At 70.5% G+C, this 16,634-nt stretch carries 15 protein-coding genes; 10 read left to right on the top strand and 5 right to left on the bottom strand.

Annotation, left to right across the window (positions count from 1 at the left end; all coding sequences use genetic code 11):
* Positions 1-63: 63 nt before the first annotated feature.
* Positions 64-3,681 (bottom strand): cobaltochelatase subunit CobN, encoded by a 3,618-nt coding sequence (cobN, locus tag AB0H76_RS10210; protein WP_357320112.1) that lies wholly within the window; start codon positions 3,679-3,681, stop codon positions 64-66.
* A gap of 222 nt (positions 3,682-3,903) precedes the next feature.
* Between cobN and AB0H76_RS10205 the strand changes: the two genes are divergently transcribed.
* Positions 3,904-4,287: a RidA family protein gene (locus AB0H76_RS10205; protein WP_357320109.1), complete on the top strand. Its 384-nt coding sequence runs from the start codon at positions 3,904-3,906 to the stop codon at positions 4,285-4,287.
* Here AB0H76_RS10205 and AB0H76_RS10200 read toward each other — a convergent pair.
* Positions 4,284-4,901 (bottom strand): TetR family transcriptional regulator, encoded by a 618-nt coding sequence (locus AB0H76_RS10200; protein WP_357320107.1) that lies wholly within the window; start codon positions 4,899-4,901, stop codon positions 4,284-4,286. The genes AB0H76_RS10205 and AB0H76_RS10200 overlap by 4 nt on opposite strands.
* 93 nt (positions 4,902-4,994) lie before the next feature.
* On the opposite strand from AB0H76_RS10200, the gene AB0H76_RS10195 reads away from it, so the two are divergent.
* The 4 genes from AB0H76_RS10195 (at position 4,995) to AB0H76_RS10180 (ending at position 9,987) form a co-directional block, all read left to right on the top strand.
* Positions 4,995-6,569 (top strand): MFS transporter, encoded by a 1,575-nt coding sequence (locus tag AB0H76_RS10195; protein WP_357320104.1) that lies wholly within the window; start codon positions 4,995-4,997, stop codon positions 6,567-6,569.
* Positions 6,570-6,595: 26 nt separating this feature from the next.
* Positions 6,596-7,750 (top strand): precorrin-3B synthase, encoded by a 1,155-nt coding sequence (gene cobG, locus AB0H76_RS10190; protein WP_357320102.1) that lies wholly within the window; start codon positions 6,596-6,598, stop codon positions 7,748-7,750.
* Positions 7,751-7,862: 112 nt separating this feature from the next.
* Complete coding sequence (locus AB0H76_RS10185; protein WP_357320099.1) at positions 7,863-9,098, top strand: transcription termination factor Rho, short form; 1,236 nt, start codon at positions 7,863-7,865, stop codon at positions 9,096-9,098.
* A gap of 64 nt (positions 9,099-9,162) precedes the next feature.
* Positions 9,163-9,987 carry a TIGR03619 family F420-dependent LLM class oxidoreductase gene (locus AB0H76_RS10180; protein WP_357320097.1) on the top strand — a complete coding sequence of 275 codons (825 nt, stop codon included), beginning with the start codon at positions 9,163-9,165 and terminating at the stop codon, positions 9,985-9,987.
* Positions 9,988-10,090: 103 nt separating this feature from the next.
* On the opposite strand, the gene ddaH is transcribed toward AB0H76_RS10180, so the two are convergent.
* Positions 10,091-10,939: a dimethylargininase gene (gene ddaH / locus AB0H76_RS10175; protein ID WP_357320095.1), complete on the bottom strand. Its 849-nt coding sequence runs from the start codon at positions 10,937-10,939 to the stop codon at positions 10,091-10,093.
* Between the two features lie 136 nt (positions 10,940-11,075).
* On the opposite strand from ddaH, the gene AB0H76_RS10170 reads away from it, so the two are divergent.
* From AB0H76_RS10170 to AB0H76_RS10150, 5 genes are all read left to right on the top strand, one after another.
* Entirely contained in the window at positions 11,076-11,513 is a 438-nt protein-coding gene (locus tag AB0H76_RS10170; protein WP_357320093.1) for an Lrp/AsnC family transcriptional regulator, read from the top strand.
* Between the two features lie 32 nt (positions 11,514-11,545).
* Positions 11,546-12,181, top strand: coding sequence for a precorrin-8X methylmutase (locus AB0H76_RS10165; RefSeq protein WP_357320091.1), 636 nt, complete (start codon positions 11,546-11,548; stop codon positions 12,179-12,181).
* Entirely contained in the window at positions 12,178-13,737 is a 1,560-nt protein-coding gene (gene cobJ, locus AB0H76_RS10160; protein WP_357320089.1) for a precorrin-3B C(17)-methyltransferase, read from the top strand. Before AB0H76_RS10165 ends, cobJ begins: the two co-directional genes overlap by 4 nt.
* Positions 13,738-13,832: 95 nt before the next feature.
* The gene (locus AB0H76_RS10155; RefSeq protein ID WP_357320088.1) at positions 13,833-14,783 is read left to right on the top strand and encodes a tellurite resistance/C4-dicarboxylate transporter family protein; all 951 of its coding nucleotides are present in this window, start codon (positions 13,833-13,835) and stop codon (positions 14,781-14,783) included.
* Positions 14,780-15,310, top strand: coding sequence for a PadR family transcriptional regulator (locus AB0H76_RS10150; protein WP_357320085.1), 531 nt, complete (start codon positions 14,780-14,782; stop codon positions 15,308-15,310). The genes AB0H76_RS10155 and AB0H76_RS10150 overlap by 4 nt, the downstream gene beginning before the upstream one ends.
* On the opposite strand, the gene AB0H76_RS10145 is transcribed toward AB0H76_RS10150, so the two are convergent.
* Together AB0H76_RS10145 and AB0H76_RS10140 are read right to left on the bottom strand one after the other, a co-directional pair.
* Positions 15,253-16,044 carry a cobalt-precorrin-6A reductase gene (locus AB0H76_RS10145; RefSeq protein WP_357320573.1) on the bottom strand — a complete coding sequence of 264 codons (792 nt, stop codon included), beginning with the start codon at positions 16,042-16,044 and terminating at the stop codon, positions 15,253-15,255. The genes AB0H76_RS10150 and AB0H76_RS10145 overlap by 58 nt on opposite strands.
* A complete protein-coding gene (locus AB0H76_RS10140) occupies positions 16,041-16,634 on the bottom strand; it encodes a hypothetical protein (protein ID WP_357320082.1) in 594 nt (197 codons plus the stop codon). Before AB0H76_RS10140 ends, AB0H76_RS10145 begins: the two co-directional genes overlap by 4 nt.

Here is a 16,634-nt window from a genome sequence, read left to right as displayed (position 1 = left end):
GGGTCGGACTCAGAGTAGCGCGCTTTCCCCGGGCGCGAGGAGGTACTCGCGCCCGGGAAAGGCCTATTCGAGCTCGCCCTCGGTCTCCAGGTACACCTGACGCAACCGGTCCAGGGTCTCCTGCTCCGGCGCCGCCCACATGCCGCGCTCGGCCGCCTCCAGCAGCCGCTCGGTGATCCCGTGCAGCGCCCACGGATTCGACTGCTCCATGAACTTGCGGTTCACGTCGTCGAAAACGTAGCTCTCGGTGAGCTTCTCGTACATCCAGTCGGCGACCACGTCGGTGGTGGCGTCGTAGCCGAACAGATAGTCGACGGTGGCGGCCATCTCGAACGCGCCCTTGTAGCCGTGCCGGCGCATCGCTTCCAGCCAGCGCGGGTTCACCACGCGCGCCCGGAAGACCCGCGAGGTCTCCTCGGAGAGCGTGCGGGTGCGCACCGCGTCGGGGCGGGTGCTGTCGCCGATGTAGGCCTCGGGATTCTTACCGGTCAGCGCACGCACGGTCGCGACCATGCCACCGTGGTACTGGAAGTAGTCGTCGGAGTCGGCGATGTCGTGCTCGCGGGTGTCGGTGTTCTTGGCCGCCACCGCGATCCGCTTGTAGGCGGTGCGCATGTCGTCGGCCGCCGGGGCGCCGTCCAGGTCGCGGCCGTAGGCGAAACCGCCCCAGGCGGTGTAGACCTGCGCGAGATCGTCGTCGGTGCGCCAGCTCTTGGAATCGATGAGTTGCAGCAGGCCCGCGCCGTAGGTGCCGGGCTTGGACCCGAAGATCCGCGTGGTGGCGCGGCGCTCGTCGCCGTGCTCGGCCAGATCCGCCTGGGCGTGCGCGCGCACGTAGTTCGACTCGGCGGGCTCGTCCAGCTCGGCGACCAGCCGGACCGCGTCGTCCAGCAGGGCCAGCACGTGCGGGAAGGCGTCGCGGAAGAAGCCGCTGATGCGCACGGTGACATCGATGCGCGGGCGGTTCAGCTCCGCCAGGGAGATCAGCTCGAGGGTGGTGACGCGGCGGCTCGCCTCGTCCCACACCGGCCGCACGCCCAGCAGGGCCAGCACCTCGGCGATATCGTCGCCGGAGGTGCGCATCGCGGAGGTGCCCCACACCGAAAGACCCACCGAGCGCGGGTATTCGCCGTGATCGGCGTGGTAGCGCTCCAGCAGCGAGTCGGCCATCGCCTGGCCGGTCTCCCAGGCCAGGCGCGAGGGCACGGCCTTCGGGTCGACCGAGTAGAAATTGCGGCCGGTGGGCAGCACGTTGATCAGGCCGCGCAGCGGGGAACCGCTGGGGCCGGCCGGAATGAAGCCGCCGTCGAGCGCGTGCAGCACCCGGTCGATCTCGATGCCGGTCTGGCGCAGGCGCGGCACCACCTCGGTGGCGGCGAAGCGCAGGACCGTGGCCACCGCCGCCGGCCGCGCCGAATCCGGGGCGCCGTCCAGGATCGCGGTCTCGAAATCGGCGACGATCCCGTCGACCGCCGCGGCCGACCAGTCCTGCGCCTGCAGCGCGCCCAGGATCTCGCGGGCCCGCCCCTCGACCACGTCGACCCGGCCGCGCACCTCGTCGCCGGATTCGCTGAGCCCCAGCGCTTCCCGCAGCCCGGGCACGTTCTGCTCACCGCCCCACAGCTGGCGGGCGCGCAGCATGGCCAGCACCAGATCCAGCTCGGTCTCCCCCACCGGCGCCTGCCCGAGGATGTGCAGCCCGTCGCGGATCTGCACGTCCTTGATCTCGCACAGCCAGCCGTCGACGTGCAACAGCATGTCGTCGAAGACGTCCTCGTCGGGTCGATCGGTCAGGCCCAGATCGTGGTCCATCTTCGCCGCGCGCATCAGCGTCCAGATCTGCTGGCGGATCGCGGGCAGCTTGGCCGGGTCCAGGGTGGAGATGTTGGAGTGCTCGTCGAGCAGCTGCTCGAGCCGGGAGATGTCGCCGTAGCTCTCGGCGCGGGCCATCGGCGGGATCAGGTGGTCGACCAGCGTGGCGTGCGCGCGGCGCTTGGCCTGGGTGCCCTCGCCGGGATCGTTGACCAGGAACGGATAGATCAGCGGCAGTTCACCCAGCGCGGCGTCGGTGCCGCAGGAGGCGGACATGCCGAGCGTCTTGCCGGGCAGCCACTCCAGGTTGCCGTGCTTGCCCAGGTGCACCATGGCGTCCGCGCCGAAACCCTCGGGGGCCGAGAGCCAGCGGTAGGCGGCCAGGTAGTGGTGGCTGGGCGGCAGGTCGGGATCGTGATAAATGGCGACCGGGTTCTCGCCGAAACCGCGAGGCGGCTGCACCATCAGCACGACATTGCCGAAACGCAGTGCGGCGATGACGATCTCGCCCTTCGGGTCCTGCGACCGGTCGACGTACAGCTCACCGGGCGGCGGGCCCCACGCCTCGATGACGGCGGTGCGCAGATCCTCGGGCAGCGTCTCGAACCAGGTGGTGTAGACGGCGGCGCCGATGCGAATCGGGTTGCCCTCCAGCTGTTCGGCGGTCAGCCAGTCCGGATCCTGGCCGCCCGCGGCGATCAGGGCGTGGATCAGCGCGTCGCCGTCCTGCTCCTCCAGACCCGGGATTTCCCCGGGCGCGCCGAGTTGGTAACCCGCGCTGCGCATTTCGAGGAGCATGCGGATCGCGCTGGCCGGAGTGTCCAGGCCGACGGCATTGCCGATGCGGGCGTGCTTGGTCGGGTAGGCCGACAGCATCAGCGCGACGCGCTTGTCCGCGTTCGGGATGTGGCGCAGCCGGGCGTAGCGCACGGCGATGCCGGCCACCCGGGCCGCGCGCTCGGCGTCGGGCACGTAGGTGGCCAGGCCGTCCGCGTCGAATTCCTTGAACGAGAACGGCACCGTGATGATGCGGCCGTCGAACTCCGGCACCGCCACCTGGGTCGCGACGTCGAGCGGGGACAGGCCGTCGTCGTTGGCCAGCCACTGGTCGCGGCCGCTGGTCAGGCACAGGCCCTGCAGGATCGGCACGTCCAGTTCGGCGAGCGCGGTGACATCCCAGGCCTCGTCGTCGCCACCGGCCGAGGCGGTCGCGGGCTTGGTGCCGCCCGCCGCGAGCACGGTGACCACCAGGGCGTCGGCGGTGCGCAGGGTGTCGAGCAGCTCCGGCTCGGCGGTGCGCAGCGAGGCGCAGTACAGCGGAAGGGCTTTCGCGCCCGCGCGCTCGATCGCGCCGCACAGGGCGTCGATGTAGCCGGTGTTCCCGGCCAGATGCTGGGCGCGGTAGTAGACCACCGCCACCGTCGGGCCCTCGACCGGCGCGGCCGCGCGCTCCAGCACGCCCCAGTTCGGCAGGTGCACCGGTGGTTCGAAACCGTGGCCGGTGAGCAGCACCGTGTCGGACAGGAAGTTGTGCAGCTGGCGCAGATTCGCCGCGCCGCCGGCGGCCAGGTAGTTGTGCGCGTCCGCGGCGACGCCGCCGGGCACCGTCGAGCACTCCATCAGTTCCGCGTCCGGGGCGATCTCGCCGCCGAGCGCCACCAGCGGAACCCCGCTGGCGCGTACCGCTTCCAGACCTTCTTCCCAGGCCCGCTTGCCGCCGAGGATGCGCACGATGACCAGATCGGCGTCGGCCAGCAGCGCGGGCAGGTCGTCGACGAGCAACCGCGCCGGGTTGCCCCAGCGGTACTCGGCGCCGCTGGCGCGCGCGCTCAGCAGGTCGGTGTCGGACGTGGACAACAGCAGAATCACAGGAAACGGCCTTCCTCGGGTTACGCGCCCATCGGTGGGGTGGCTGCTCGCCGGAGAGGGTCTGGCTGTTTCAGTGGCGCGACCGCACCGGGATTGCACCGGTTTCCTCGTCGCCCGTCGAGCAACCAGATGCTACCCACCTGCGCGGGACGGGCCGATTCCGGAGGTGCGGGTCTGCCGAGTTCGCCTCGAGATCGGCCGGTGCCGCCTAGGCTCCGCGAGGTGGAATTGATTGCGCACGACTCGGATTCGGTACCGGCGCCGATCGGCGGCTACACCAACGGCTTGGAGGTGGCCGACGCCACCCGGCTGCTGTTCGTCAGCGGCCAGATCCCGGAGGACCGCACCGGCGCCGTCCCACCCGACCCGGCCGAGCAGTGCCGCCTCATCTGGGCCAATATCGTGGCCACGCTGTCCCAGGCGGGCATGGCCAGCACCAATATCGTCAAGGTCACCACCTTCCTGAGCGATCGGTCCCTGGCCGAGGTCAACACCAAGATCCGCCAGGACGTGCTCGGCGAGCACCAGCCGGCGCTGACCGTCGTCATCGCCGAGATCTACGACACCGCTTGGCTGCTCGAAATCGAAGTGATCGCCGCCGCCTAGGCCGAGCGCTCGCCGGTGCGGGCGAAGAGGAAATCGTCGACGATGCGGGCGGTCTCGGCCGGGGTGACCAGGCCGATGCCGATGAGTTCGGTGAAGATCACGGGGCCGAGCAGCTGGGACATCGCGGCGATGACATCGAGATCGCCCAGCACCGCGCGGGCCTCGGGGGTGTCCAGGACACGGTCGAAGGGGATGCGGTAGCGATCGATCAGGCGCAGCCGCAAGGCCGTCAGGGCGGGTGCGTCGGCGGCATCGGTGTGCTCGGTGCCGGTGGCCAGCCAGGCCAGCACGGCGACCTGGAGCGAGGCCGCGCGAATGGCCGCGGCCTGGCGTTCCAGGAGTTCGATCAACCGCTCGCGCAGCGGGCCGGGGGCCGGCGCGGCGATGACCGGCGGCAGCATGCGCTCGACGGTCGCGGCCCGCAATTGCACGATGTTGTCGAAGTGCCGGTACAGCGTGGTCTTGGCGACCTTCGAGTGCTTGGTGACCGCTTCGACGGTAATCGCTTCCAGCCCACCGGATTGCAGCAGCGCGGCGGCGGCGTCGAGCAGCCGCGCCCGGGACCGTAGTCGGCGCGGGTCGATATCGCTGTGCTCGGCAGGGGTCGAACTCATACCGGAAGCATTCCTCTCGTCGAGGGCTATCGCCACCTTCGCTACTTGTGCTACCACTAGTAGCGTAACGATACGGATAGTAGCGGAGACCTGATGAAATCCACCCGAGCTTCCGGAGCCCGGCTCTCGGCGGCGCAACGCCGGCTGCTCGTCCTGTCCTGCTGCGCGATCGCCCTCGTCATCGCCTCGATGGCGGCGCTCTACACCGCGCTGCCCGAGATCGCCGCCGCCACCGGCGCCAGCCAGCGCCAGCTGACCTGGATCGTGGACGGCTACACCCTCACCCTGGCCTGCCTGGTGCTGCCCGCGGGCGCGCTCGGCGACCGCTTCGGCCGCCGGAAGATGCTCATCGGCGGCCTGATCGTCTTCTCGCTCGCCTCGGCGCTGCCGCTGCTGATCGACGATCCGGTCTGGCTGATCGCCGCCCGCGCACTGGCCGGGGTGGGCGCCGCGCTCGTCATGCCCTCGACACTATCCCTGCTCACCGCCGGTTTTCCCGAGGAGCGGCGGGGCATTGCGGTCGGCCTGTGGGCCGGAATAGCCGGTGCGGGCGCGGTGCTCGGCATCCTCGGCTCCGGTCTGCTGCTGTCCCAGTGGTCCTGGGTGTCGATCTTCGTCGCCATGACCGCGGCCGGGGCCGCCCTGAGCGTGGGGTCGTTCACCGTCCCCGAATCGGTGGATCAGGCGCGGCCCGCGCTGGACCCGCTCGGCGCGCTGACCGCCGCGCTCGCGATCGGGCTGATCGTCATCGCGGCCATCGAGGCGCCCGAACGCGGCTGGCTGGACCCGCTGGTCCTCGGCTTGTTCGCGGGCGGACTGCTCTCGGCCGCGCTGTTCACCCTGGTCGAGCTGCGCGCCGCGCACCCGATGCTGGACGTGCGGCTGTTCGCCGACCGCGGCTTCGGCAGCGGCACCGCCTCGATCACCGTGCAGTTCCTGATCTCGTTCGGCACCTTCATGCTGCTGGTGCAGTTCCTGCAACTGATCCTCGGTTACTCACCGCTCGCCTCGGCGCTCGCGATCGCCCCGATGGTGGTGCCGATGGTCGCGCTGTCCGCGGTCGCGCCCCGGCTGGCCGACCGGATCGGGCTGCGCTGGACGACGCTGGCCGGGCTGGTCATCCTCGGCGCGGCGATGCTGGTGATGTCGCGCCTGGACGCCGACTCCGGATACCTGGCGGCGCTGTGGCCGCTGCTGATCATGAGCACCGGGCTCGGCCTGTGCACCGCGCCCGCCACCACCGCGATCATCGCCGGGACCCCGCCGGAGAAGCACGGTGTCGCCGCCGCGGTCAACGACGCGGCCCGCGAGATCGGCGCGGCCGTCGGCATCGCCATCATGGGCAGCCTGCTCGCGGCCGGGTACAGCGCGCGCATCGCGCCCGCCCTGCCCAGCCTGCCCGAGGCCGCGCGCGAACCCGTCGGCAATTCGCTGGCCGCGGCGCTGCAGGTCGCCGAACGCGCTGGGCCGCAGGCACAACCGCTCGTCGATTTCGCGCAGGACGCATTCATGCACGGTGTGCAACAGGCGGCACTGGTGGTGGGCTGCCTGACCTTGGTCGCGGCCGTGCTGGTCGCGGCGTGGGCGCCGGGGCGGCGCAAGACCGCGCTCGCCGCGCCGGCCGCCGAGGCCGAGCCCGTCGCCGCCGCGAAGCCGGCCTCGAGCTGACCGCCGGGAGCTCGTAGGCTCGAGGGGTGACGCGCGAGGTTCCCGATTCCTGCCCCGGTGTGCTGCGGCTGCATCAGGCCGCCGACGGGCCGCTGGCGCGCATCCGGGTGCCGGGCGGCCGGGTGGAACCCGCGCAGTGGCAGGTGCTCGCCGAGGCCGCCACCGAACTCGGCGACGGGAACATCGAACTCACCTCGCGCGGCAACCTCCAGCTGCGGCAGGTCCGCGACGCCGGCGAGCTGACCACGCGCCTGGAAGCCGCCGGCCTGCTGCCCAGCCACACCCACGAGCGCGTCCGCAATATCGTGGCCTCGCCGCTGGCCGGGCGGATCGGCGGCTGGATCGACATCCACCCCCTCGTTCCTGCACTCGATGCCGGATTGCGCGCCACGCCACGACTGGCCGAGTTGCCCGGCCGCGTGCTGTTCACCCTGGACGACGGGCGCGGCGACGTCAGCGGCCTCGGCGGCGATATCGGCGTGCACGCCGTCGGCGCGGACGAGTTCGCGCTGGTGCTCGCCGGGCGCGACAGCGGGATCCGGGTGTCGGTCGCCGACGCGGTGGACATCATGCTGGCCGCCGCGCACGGCTTCCTCGCGCGGAGTTCGGGGCAGTGGCGGTTGCACGAGGTGCCGGACGGCGTCACCGGGGTGATCGATCACCTCGGCCTGTCCCCCAGTGCCGAACCGCTGGAATTCGGCGGCGTCCACGAACTTCCGATCGGCTGGCTGGACCAGGACGACGGTCTGGTCGGCCTCGGCGCGGGCGTGCGGCTCGGCACGCTGCCGGCGCGGCTCGCCGAGTTCCTCGCCGCCGTCGAGCGCCCGATCTTCGTGACCCCGTGGCGCAGCCTGGTCGTCACCGATCTCGCGGAAGGGATCGCCGAGCAGGTGGTCCGCGTACTCGCCCCGATGGGCCTGATCTTCGACTCGAATTCGCCCTGGCTGCTGGTCAGCGCCTGCGCCGGGCAGCCCGGGTGCGCGAAGTCGCTGACCGACGTGCGGGGTGATGTGGCCGCGGCGGTCGCATCGGGGCGGGTGCGGCCGGCCGGTCCCGAGCCGCTCGCCGCCGGCGAGGTCGCGGGACGGCAGCACTGGTCCGGCTGTGAACGGCATTGCGGGCGCCCGCGCGGGGCCGTCACCGATGTCACCGCGACGCCTGGCGGATACCGCATCGGCTGATCGCCGGTTGCATGTTCCGGTAGATGCCGCTATGGTTAGCGCATCTCCATCTTGTGGACGTAGGTGACGGTTCCCTCCCGCAAGCCTCCTCGATCGCCACGATCGCTATCGCATGCCACGACCCCGGCTCCTGCCGGTTCGGCGCGGGCAGCGACGTCATACCCACCAGGTGGAATCCACGGCGAACCGCCGCATCCAAGAACTCACCCTCAGGGGAAACATCATGCAAGACAACACTATTCAGACACAGCCGATCACCGGCATCCTAGACATCACCGACAACCACGCGTCGCTGCGCGTCGACGGCTACCTGCCCGGCCCGCGCGACGCCCACGTACCGCCCCGGCTGGTCCGCGAACTCGGACTCCGCCGCGGCGACACCCTCACCGGCACCCTCGGCGCCAAACGCGAGGGCGCCAAACTCCCGCCGCTGGTCAGCGTCGACACCGTCAACGGCCTGCCGCCCGGCAGTGCCAAGTCCCGGCCGCACTTCGCCGACCTGACCCCCATCTACCCGCAGGACCGGCTCCGCCTGGAGACCGAATCGCACCAACTCACCACCCGCACCACCGATCTGGTGATGCCGCTCGGCAAGGGCCAGCGCGCCCTGATCGTCGCACCGCCCAAGGCAGGCAAAACCACTGTCCTGCAAGCGATCGCGCACGGCATCGCCAAGAATCATCCCGAATGCGAGCTGATGCTGATCCTGGTCGGCGAACGCCCCGAAGAGGTCACCGATCTGTCCCGCTCGGTTCCGGCCCAGGTCGCCGCCGCCACCTTCGATCAGCCCGCACACGAGCACATCGCCCTGGCCGAACTGGCCATCGAACAGGCCAAACGGCGCGTCGAAATGGGCCGGGACGTCGTCGTCCTGCTGGACTCGCTCACCCGCCTGGCCCGCGCCTACAACCTCGCCGCCGCCGGTTCCGGCCGCATCCTCTCCGGCGGTGTGGACGCCGGCGCCCTCGCCCCGCCGAAGAAGTTCCTCGGCGCCGCGCGCAATATCGAGAACGGCGGCTCGCTGACCATCGTCGCCAGCGCCCTCGTCGAAACCGGATCCCTCGCCGACACCGTCATCTTCGAGGAGTACAAGGGCACCGGCAACGCCGAGCTGAAGCTCGACCGCCAGATCGCCGGCCGCCGCATCTTCCCCGCGATCGACATCGACCGCTCCAGCACCCGCAAGGAAGAGCTGATGCTCTCCCCCGACGAGCTCACCGCCACCGCCTCGCTGCGCAAGACGCTGGCCGGCCGCGAGCCGCAGCAAGCGCTCGAACTGCTGCTGACCGGCCTGAAGCAGACCGACTCCAACACCGAATTCCTGACCCAGATCCGCAAGGCGAGCTGACCGGCCCCGTATTCCCTTGCCCCGGACCGGAATACGTGGTCCCGGCGCGGAGTTGGGCTCCAGCATGGACATGGGTGTGCAGGGCTTCAATACCAAGAGCACGATCGATCCCGACGAGACGGCCCGGCTGGCCACACTGGTAGAGCGGCTCGGCTATCGCTCCTGGTGGACCTCGGAACACGTCGTACTCCCCTCCCCGCGCAGCGATGCCAGCCCCGCGGACCCGACCGAGCCGATCCTGGACCCGCTGGTGCACCTGTCCTACGTCGCCGCTTTCACCAGCACCCTGGAGCTCGGGACCGGTGTGATCATCCTGCCGCAGCGCAACCCCCTGGTCCTGGCCAAGCAGGCGGCGAGCCTGTCCCTGCTCAGCCGCGGCCGCTTCACCCTCGGCGTCGGCGCCGGCTACCTCGAACCCGAGCTCACCGCACTCGGCGTCCCGCTCGCCGACCGTGGCACCCGCACCGACGAATACCTCGACGCCATGGCCGCACTCTGGCACTCCCCGCAACCGTCCTTCACCGGAAAATACGTGCAGTTCAGCAACGTCGACGCCCACCCGCGCCCGACCACGTTGCGCGTGGTGGTCGGCGGCCACAGCAAGGGCGCGCTACGCCGCGCCGTCTCCCGCGCACACGGCTGGTTCGGCATCGGCACCGTCGCCGAGACGAAAGACAACCTCGCCCGCCTCGCCGAAGCCGCCCACACCACCGCCCGCCCCGAACACCTCGGCAAACTCGCCATCCACGTGGCCCCGAGCGGCCCGCTCGACGCCGCAACCGTCCGCCGATACGAGGACCTCGGCGTCGACGAACTGATCATCCACCCGCCGATGCTCCCGGGCCCCGTCGACGAGGTGCTGGAACAGCACATCGCCCTGACCGCCTAGTCGATGTACGCAGATCGTGCAATTCTCTTGTCCTACGGCCGGTTTCGGCCTTTCATCCGGAGAACTGCACGATCCGCATACCCCTCAACCATTCGACGCAGTTCTAGTCGTGCAGCTCCAGCGTGCAGCACTTCACGCCGCCGCCCGCGCGGAGCAGTTCCGACAGGTCCAGCCCGACGGGGTGATACCCGTTGGCGCGCAACGCTTCCTGGAGGTGGTGTGCGCGATCGCTGACGAAGACGTGGTACCCGTCGGAGACGCCGTTGAGGCCGAGCACGACGGCGTCGTCGTCGGTGGCGAGGATCGCGTCGGGGTACAGCGCGCTGAGAATGGCGCGGCTGTCGGGGGCGAAGGCGGCCGGGAAGTAGGCGATGTTGTCCTCGTCCAAAGCCATGAGCGCGGTGTCGAGGTGGTAGAAGCGCGGGTCGACCAGCTCCAGGGACACCACCTGGCGACCGAAGTAGTGCTCCACTTCGCGGTGCGCGGCGACCGAGCTGCGGAAACCGGTGGCGGCCAGGATGCGCTGACCGACGCGGATGAAATCGCCCTCGCCCTCGTTGGTTTCCGCGGCCGCGACCACCTCGGCGAAACCGCGCTGCGCGAACCACCGGTGATAGGCCGGGCCCTCCGCGGCGCGTTCGGCGTGGGTGAAGCGGGCCGACATGACGCGCCCGCCGTAGGCCAGCCCGCTGTTGGCGGCGAAGACCATGTCGGGCAGGCCCGGTTCGCCGGGAACCAGGTCGACCTGATGGCCGTGCTGTTCGTAGGCCGTGCGCAGGGTCTCCCACTGCGCGATCGCGAGGGCGCGATCGACAGGGACGGCCGGGTTCATCCACGGATTGATGGCGTAGAAGACGGCGAAATGGTCCGGACGGCACATGACGAAGCGGCGGGCGGACGGCCGCCGCACCGGGGTCGGGTCGGAGGTAGGCAGGGTCACTACAGAAGTCATCGTGGCTCCCGGAGTCGCGCGGAGTAGCAGGCTGCCACGAACGTAATTGACCTACCATTGCGTCAGGAACATCAATGTATTGCGTAGATGATCGTCTGAACGGCGATTCGTTGCGCACCCAGCGAAGGGTTGTGACGTGGACGACCTCGACCGCCGGATCCTGGGCCATCTCCTGAAATCGGCGCGCGCCTCGTTCCAGGAGATCGGCTCGGTGATCGGCCTGTCCGCGCCCGCCGTCAAGCGCCGGGTCGATCGCATGGTCGCCAGCGGCCAGATCACCGGTTTCACCGCGCTGGTCAACCCGGCCGCGCTGGGCTGGACCACCGAGGCCTACGTCGAGGTCTACTACCGCGACAACATCTCCCCCGCCGAGCTGCGCCGCAGCCTGGAACCGATCCCGCAGGTGGTCGGCGTGTGGACGATCGCGGGCGAAGCCGACGCGCTCGTGCACGTGATGGCCAAGGACATGGCCGAGATCGAATCCACCGTGGAGCGCATTCGCGAGAACACCCGGGTGGGCCGCACCCGCAGCTCGATCGTCATGTCGCGCATCCTGGAGCGCCCCCGCACCTGAGGCGCGGCGAGGCCCCTCATAGGCTGGTGCGCATGTCCGACGTGCGTGCCAGCTACCTCACCGACGGGGCCGAGATCTATCGGCGCTCGTTCGCGACGATCCGCGCGGAGGCGGATCTGAGCCGGTTCCCGGCCGACGTCGCGCAGGTCGTGGTGCGAATGATCCACGGCAGCGGGCAAGTCGACCTCGCGGGCGACATCGCGTTCTCCCCCGGCGTGGTCGCGGCCGCGCGGGCGGCACTGCGCGCGGGCGCGCCGATTCTGTGCGACGCGAACATGGTCGCCTCCGGCGTCACCCGCAAGCGGCTGCCCGCCGACAACGAGGTGCTGTGCACCCTCGGTGATCCGCGCGTCCCCGAACTGGCCGCGGCCCTGGGCAATACCCGTTCGGCCGCCGCCCTCGAACTGTGGCGGGACCGCCTGGACGGCGCGGTCGTGGCGATCGGCAACGCGCCGACCGCACTGTTCCATCTGCTCGATCTGCTGGACGCGGGCGCGCCCCGCCCGGCCGCGATCCTCGGCATCCCCGTCGGTTTCATCGGCGCCGCCGAATCCAAGGAGGCGCTGATCGAGTACGGCGGGATCGAATATCTCACCGTGCGGGGTCGCCGCGGCGGCAGCGCCATCACCGCGTCGGCGCTCAACGCGATTGCGAGCGAACAGGAATGAGCGAGATCATGCCCGGCAAACTCTGGGGTGTCGGACTGGGGCCGGGCGATCCGGAACTGGTGACGGTCAAGGCCGCCAAGGTGATCGCGGACGCCGACGTCATCGCGTTCCACAGCGCCCGGCACGGCCGCAGCATCTCGCGGGGCATCGCCGCGCCGTATATGCGCGAAGGCCAGCTCGAAGAGCACCTGATCTATCCGGTGACCACCGAGACCACCGATCACGCCGGCGGTTACCAGGGCGCGATCGACGAGTTCTACGAGGCGGCCGCCGAACGCCTGGCCGCCCACCTCGCGGCCGGCCGGACCGTGGCGCTGCTCGCCGCGGGCGATCCGCTGTTCTACAGCTCCTACATGCACATGCACCGCCGCCTCGCGGACCGCTTCGAGGCCGAGATCATTCCCGGCATCACCTCGGTCAGCGCGGCGTCGGCGGCGCTGGGCACCCCGCTGGTGGAGGGCGAGCAGGTGCTCACCGTGCTGCCCGGCACCCTGCCGACCGCGGAGCTCACCCGCCGGCTGCGCGACACCGACGCGGCCGCCATCATGAAGCTCGGCCGCACCTATCCCGGTGTGCGCCAGGCTCTTTCGGATTCCGGCCGCCTGGCCGACGCCTACTACATCGAGCGGGCCAGCTCCACCCGCCAGCGTGTGCTCGCCGCCGCCGAGGTGGACGACGCCGACGTCCCGTACTTCTCGATCACGCTGGTTCCCGGCCCGGAACCGACCACACCGCTGCCCCGGAAGGCGGCCGCCGGCCAAGCGCTCGCCACCGAAGCGGTTGCTCGACAAGACGATTCGGCCACTCGCCCCGTCGGCGAGGTCGTGGTCGTCGGCTTGGGCCCCGGCTCTCCGGACTGGACCACCCCCGAGGTACAGCAGGCTCTGACCGAGGCCACCGACCTGGTCGGCTACACCACCTACATCAACCGGGTCCCGGAGCGCGCGGGCCAGCGCCGCCACGCCAGCGACAACCGGGTCGAATCCGAACGTGCCGCCATGGCATTGGATCTGGCCAAGCAGGGCGCGCGGGTCGCGGTGATCTCCTCCGGCGATCCGGGCGTCTTCGCGATGGCGGCCGCGGTGCTGGAGGAATCGGCCGACCCGCAGTGGCACGGAGTTCCGGTGCGGGTGCTGCCCGGCCTGACCGCGGCCAACGCGGTGGCCAGCCGGATCGGCGCACCGCTGGGCCACGACTACGCCATGATCTCGCTCTCGGATCGCCTGAAGCCGTGGGAAGTTGTCGCGCAACGACTTTCGGCGGTGGCCGCCGCCGATATGGCGATCGCCATCTACAACCCCGCCTCCTCACAGCGCACCTGGCAGGTCGCCGCGATGCGCGATCTCCTGCTCGAACACCGCAAACCCGATACCCCGGTGGTCCTGGGCCGCGACGTCGGCGGCCCCACCGAATCCGTCCGCGTCGTCACCCTGTCCGATCTCGACCCCGCCGAGGTCGACATGCGCACCCTGCTCATCGTCGGCGCCTCGACCACCACGGTCTTCCAGACCGAGCGGGGCCCCCGCGTCTACACCTCGCGCCGCTACGCCACCTAGGCACGCCGACTCCGAGCCCGGAGATCGGCAAGGCGTAGCTCTCGATTGCCGTCGTGTTGCTTGACCGCGCCGCGTGGCCGGGCTGAGATGACGGGATGACACAGCAGTGGTGGCGCGAGCTGCCTCCGGCGGCGGGGTCGTTCGTCATGGCCACCGGGATCATCTCGGTCGGCCTGCATCTCGCGCACGCTGATCTCGCGTCCCGGGTCGGCCTCGGTATCGCGGTCGCGGGCTGGGTTGTGCTGGCGGCCGACTTCGCCGACCGGTTGCTGTGGCATCGCTCGCGTTGGGAGACCGAGGCGGCGACCGCGCCGGCGCTCACCGGGGTCGCCGCCACCACGGTGCTCGGCACCCGCTTGTCCCTGGCGGGCGCGCAGGGCTTGGCCGTGCTGCTGCTGGTGATCGCGCTGGCGGCCTGGCCGGTCCTGCTGGTCCTGGTGATTCGGCAGTGGAACCGGCGGATGCCCGGGGCCGCCTTCCTGGTGTGCGTTTCGACCCAGGGTCTGGCGGTGCTCACCGCCACTCTCGCGCAGGCGGGCGCGGGCGACTGGCTGATGCCGGTCGCGCTGGTCTTCTTCTGTCTCGGCATTCCGCTGTACGCGGCGGCGTTCACACACTTCGACCTCGGCCAGATCTGGCGGGGCGCGGGCGATCAGTGGGTGGCGGCCGGGGCGCTGGCGATCTCCGCGCTCGCGGCGTCGAAACTCGTCGCGTGGCCGCACTGGACCGGCGTCCCGCATACGGTGCTGCGCGTGGTGACGCTGGTCCTGCTCGGGCTCTGCCTGGTGGGCTATGTGATTCTGCTGGCTGCCGAGGTGATCGACCGGCGGCCCGGCTACAACATCCGGCGCTGGGCGACGGTCTTCCCGCTCGGCATGACCGCGGTCGCGTCCCTGTCCACCGCCGCGGCGCTGGACATCCCCGGGCTGCACACACTGGGCATCGTGCTGCTGGTGATCGCGGTGGCCGTGTGGGTACTGGAGTGCGCGCAACTGCCCTGGTCTAATATTCCACTATGGAACATCGAGAAGGGGGCACATCGGTGAGCAAAACCACGACTCGGCGCAAACCGCTGAATTCCACGGCGGCATCGCTGCTCGGGTTCCTGCACGAGGGCCCGATGTCGGGCTGGGATCTGACAAATCTCGCACAGGACCGGATCGGGGACTTCTGGACGATCACGCAAAGCCAGGTCTATCGGGAGCTCGCCGCGATGGATGCCGCCGGGCTGGTCGAGAAGGGCGCTGTCGGCGCTCGTGATCGCACACCGTATCAGATCACCGAGCCGGGCCGGGCGGTGTTCCACGAGTGGATCTCTCGCGATCCCGGCGCCGAGAACATCCGGGTCCCACTGCTGTTGACGCTGGCCTTCGGCGATCACCTCGATCCCGCGCATCGCGATCGAATCATCGCCGCCAATCGGGAGATTCACCAGAAACGCCTGGACGGGTATCTCGAGGAGGAAGGCACCGACATGCCGCCGCACCTGCGCGCCACCCTCGCCTTCGGCATCAACTACGAGCGCGGTGTCATCGACTGGTTCGAGCAGCTGCCCGCACTGCTGGCCGACTGACCGCCGCTCCGCAACCACTCCCACGCCGCGTCCGCGGTGTGCACCACCGCGCCCCCGGCGGGCAGCGCGGGCCGTTCGACCACCACGACCGGCAGGCCCGCCGCGCGGGCGGCGTCGAGTTTGGCCTCGGTGAGCGCGCCGCCGCTGTCCTTGGTCACCAGCACCTCGACGCGGTGCGCGGCCAGCAGTTCGGTTTCCTGCTCGACCGTGAACGGCCCGCGGGCCAGCAGCAGGTGATGCCGGGTGGGCACCGCGCCCTCCGGCGGATCGATGGCGCGGATCAGGAACCAGTGCGCGGACAGCTCGGCGAAGGCGGCCACCCCTTGGCGGCCGATCGTCAAGAAGACGCGCTCGCCCAGGCCGCCGAGCGCCGCGGCGGCTCCGGCCAGATCGGGCACCCGGATCCAGCGATCACCGGGCCGCTCCCGCCAGCCGGGCCGCCGCACGTGCACCAGCGGCAGGCCGAGTGCCGTCGCGGCGGTGGCGGCGTGCGCGCTCATGGTGCCCGCGAACGGGTGCGTGGCGTCGACAACGGCGTCGATCCCGTTGCCCGTCAACCACTCTCGTAACCCGTCGGCACCACCGAAGCCGCCGATGCGCACCGCGCCGGCGGGCAGGCGCGGGTCACGAACGCGTCCGGCGAGCGAGGAGACGATGTCGAATCCGCGCTCGCCGGAAGCGAGGTGGGCCAGGTCCCGGGCTTCCCGGGTACCGCCCAGAATCAGAATTTTCAGGGCTGCCCGCTGAAGTAGGCGATGCCCGCGTTGATCAGGCTCGGTCCGCCCGCGATGAGCAGGCCGATGAGTGCGCCCGGGAAGACGCCGACACCGAGGAAGAAGAACCCGATGATGCCGCCGATGAGCGCACCCAGCGAGGCGCGCTGCAACTCGGAGAAGAACCAGTCCTGCGAGGAGATGGCCTCGGCCTGCAGCTTGGCCGCGTCGGCGTCGAGCTTGATGTCCTTCAGCTCGGGGGTGAGGGTCAGCTTCTGGCCCTCGATGGTGGCCGCGATCGGCACCAGGTTCTGGCCGACCTGGGCCTTGAGCGGGATCGCGGTGACGACGGCGCCCTCGGCGTTCTTGACGACGACGTTCTTCTGCTCGTCGTCCAGGCTGAGCGCGGCGCCGGTGAAGTCGGCGACGATCGACTTGTCGAGCAACTGCACCACGTACTGCACGCCCTGGTCCGCGCCCTGGACCGACGGCGCGCCCTGGTTCTGCACGGCGGGAGCCGGAGCCGCGGGCGCCGCACCCGAGGTGCCTGCGGCGATGCCGGTGGCGGCGGCGGCGATGATCGCGGTAGCGGCGAACTTCTTGTATCTCAT

Source organism: Nocardia sp. NPDC050712 (assembly GCF_040654295.1).
Lineage (GTDB): Bacteria > Actinomycetota > Actinomycetes > Mycobacteriales > Mycobacteriaceae > Nocardia.
This window is presented reverse-complemented; position numbering and strand designations above follow the sequence as displayed.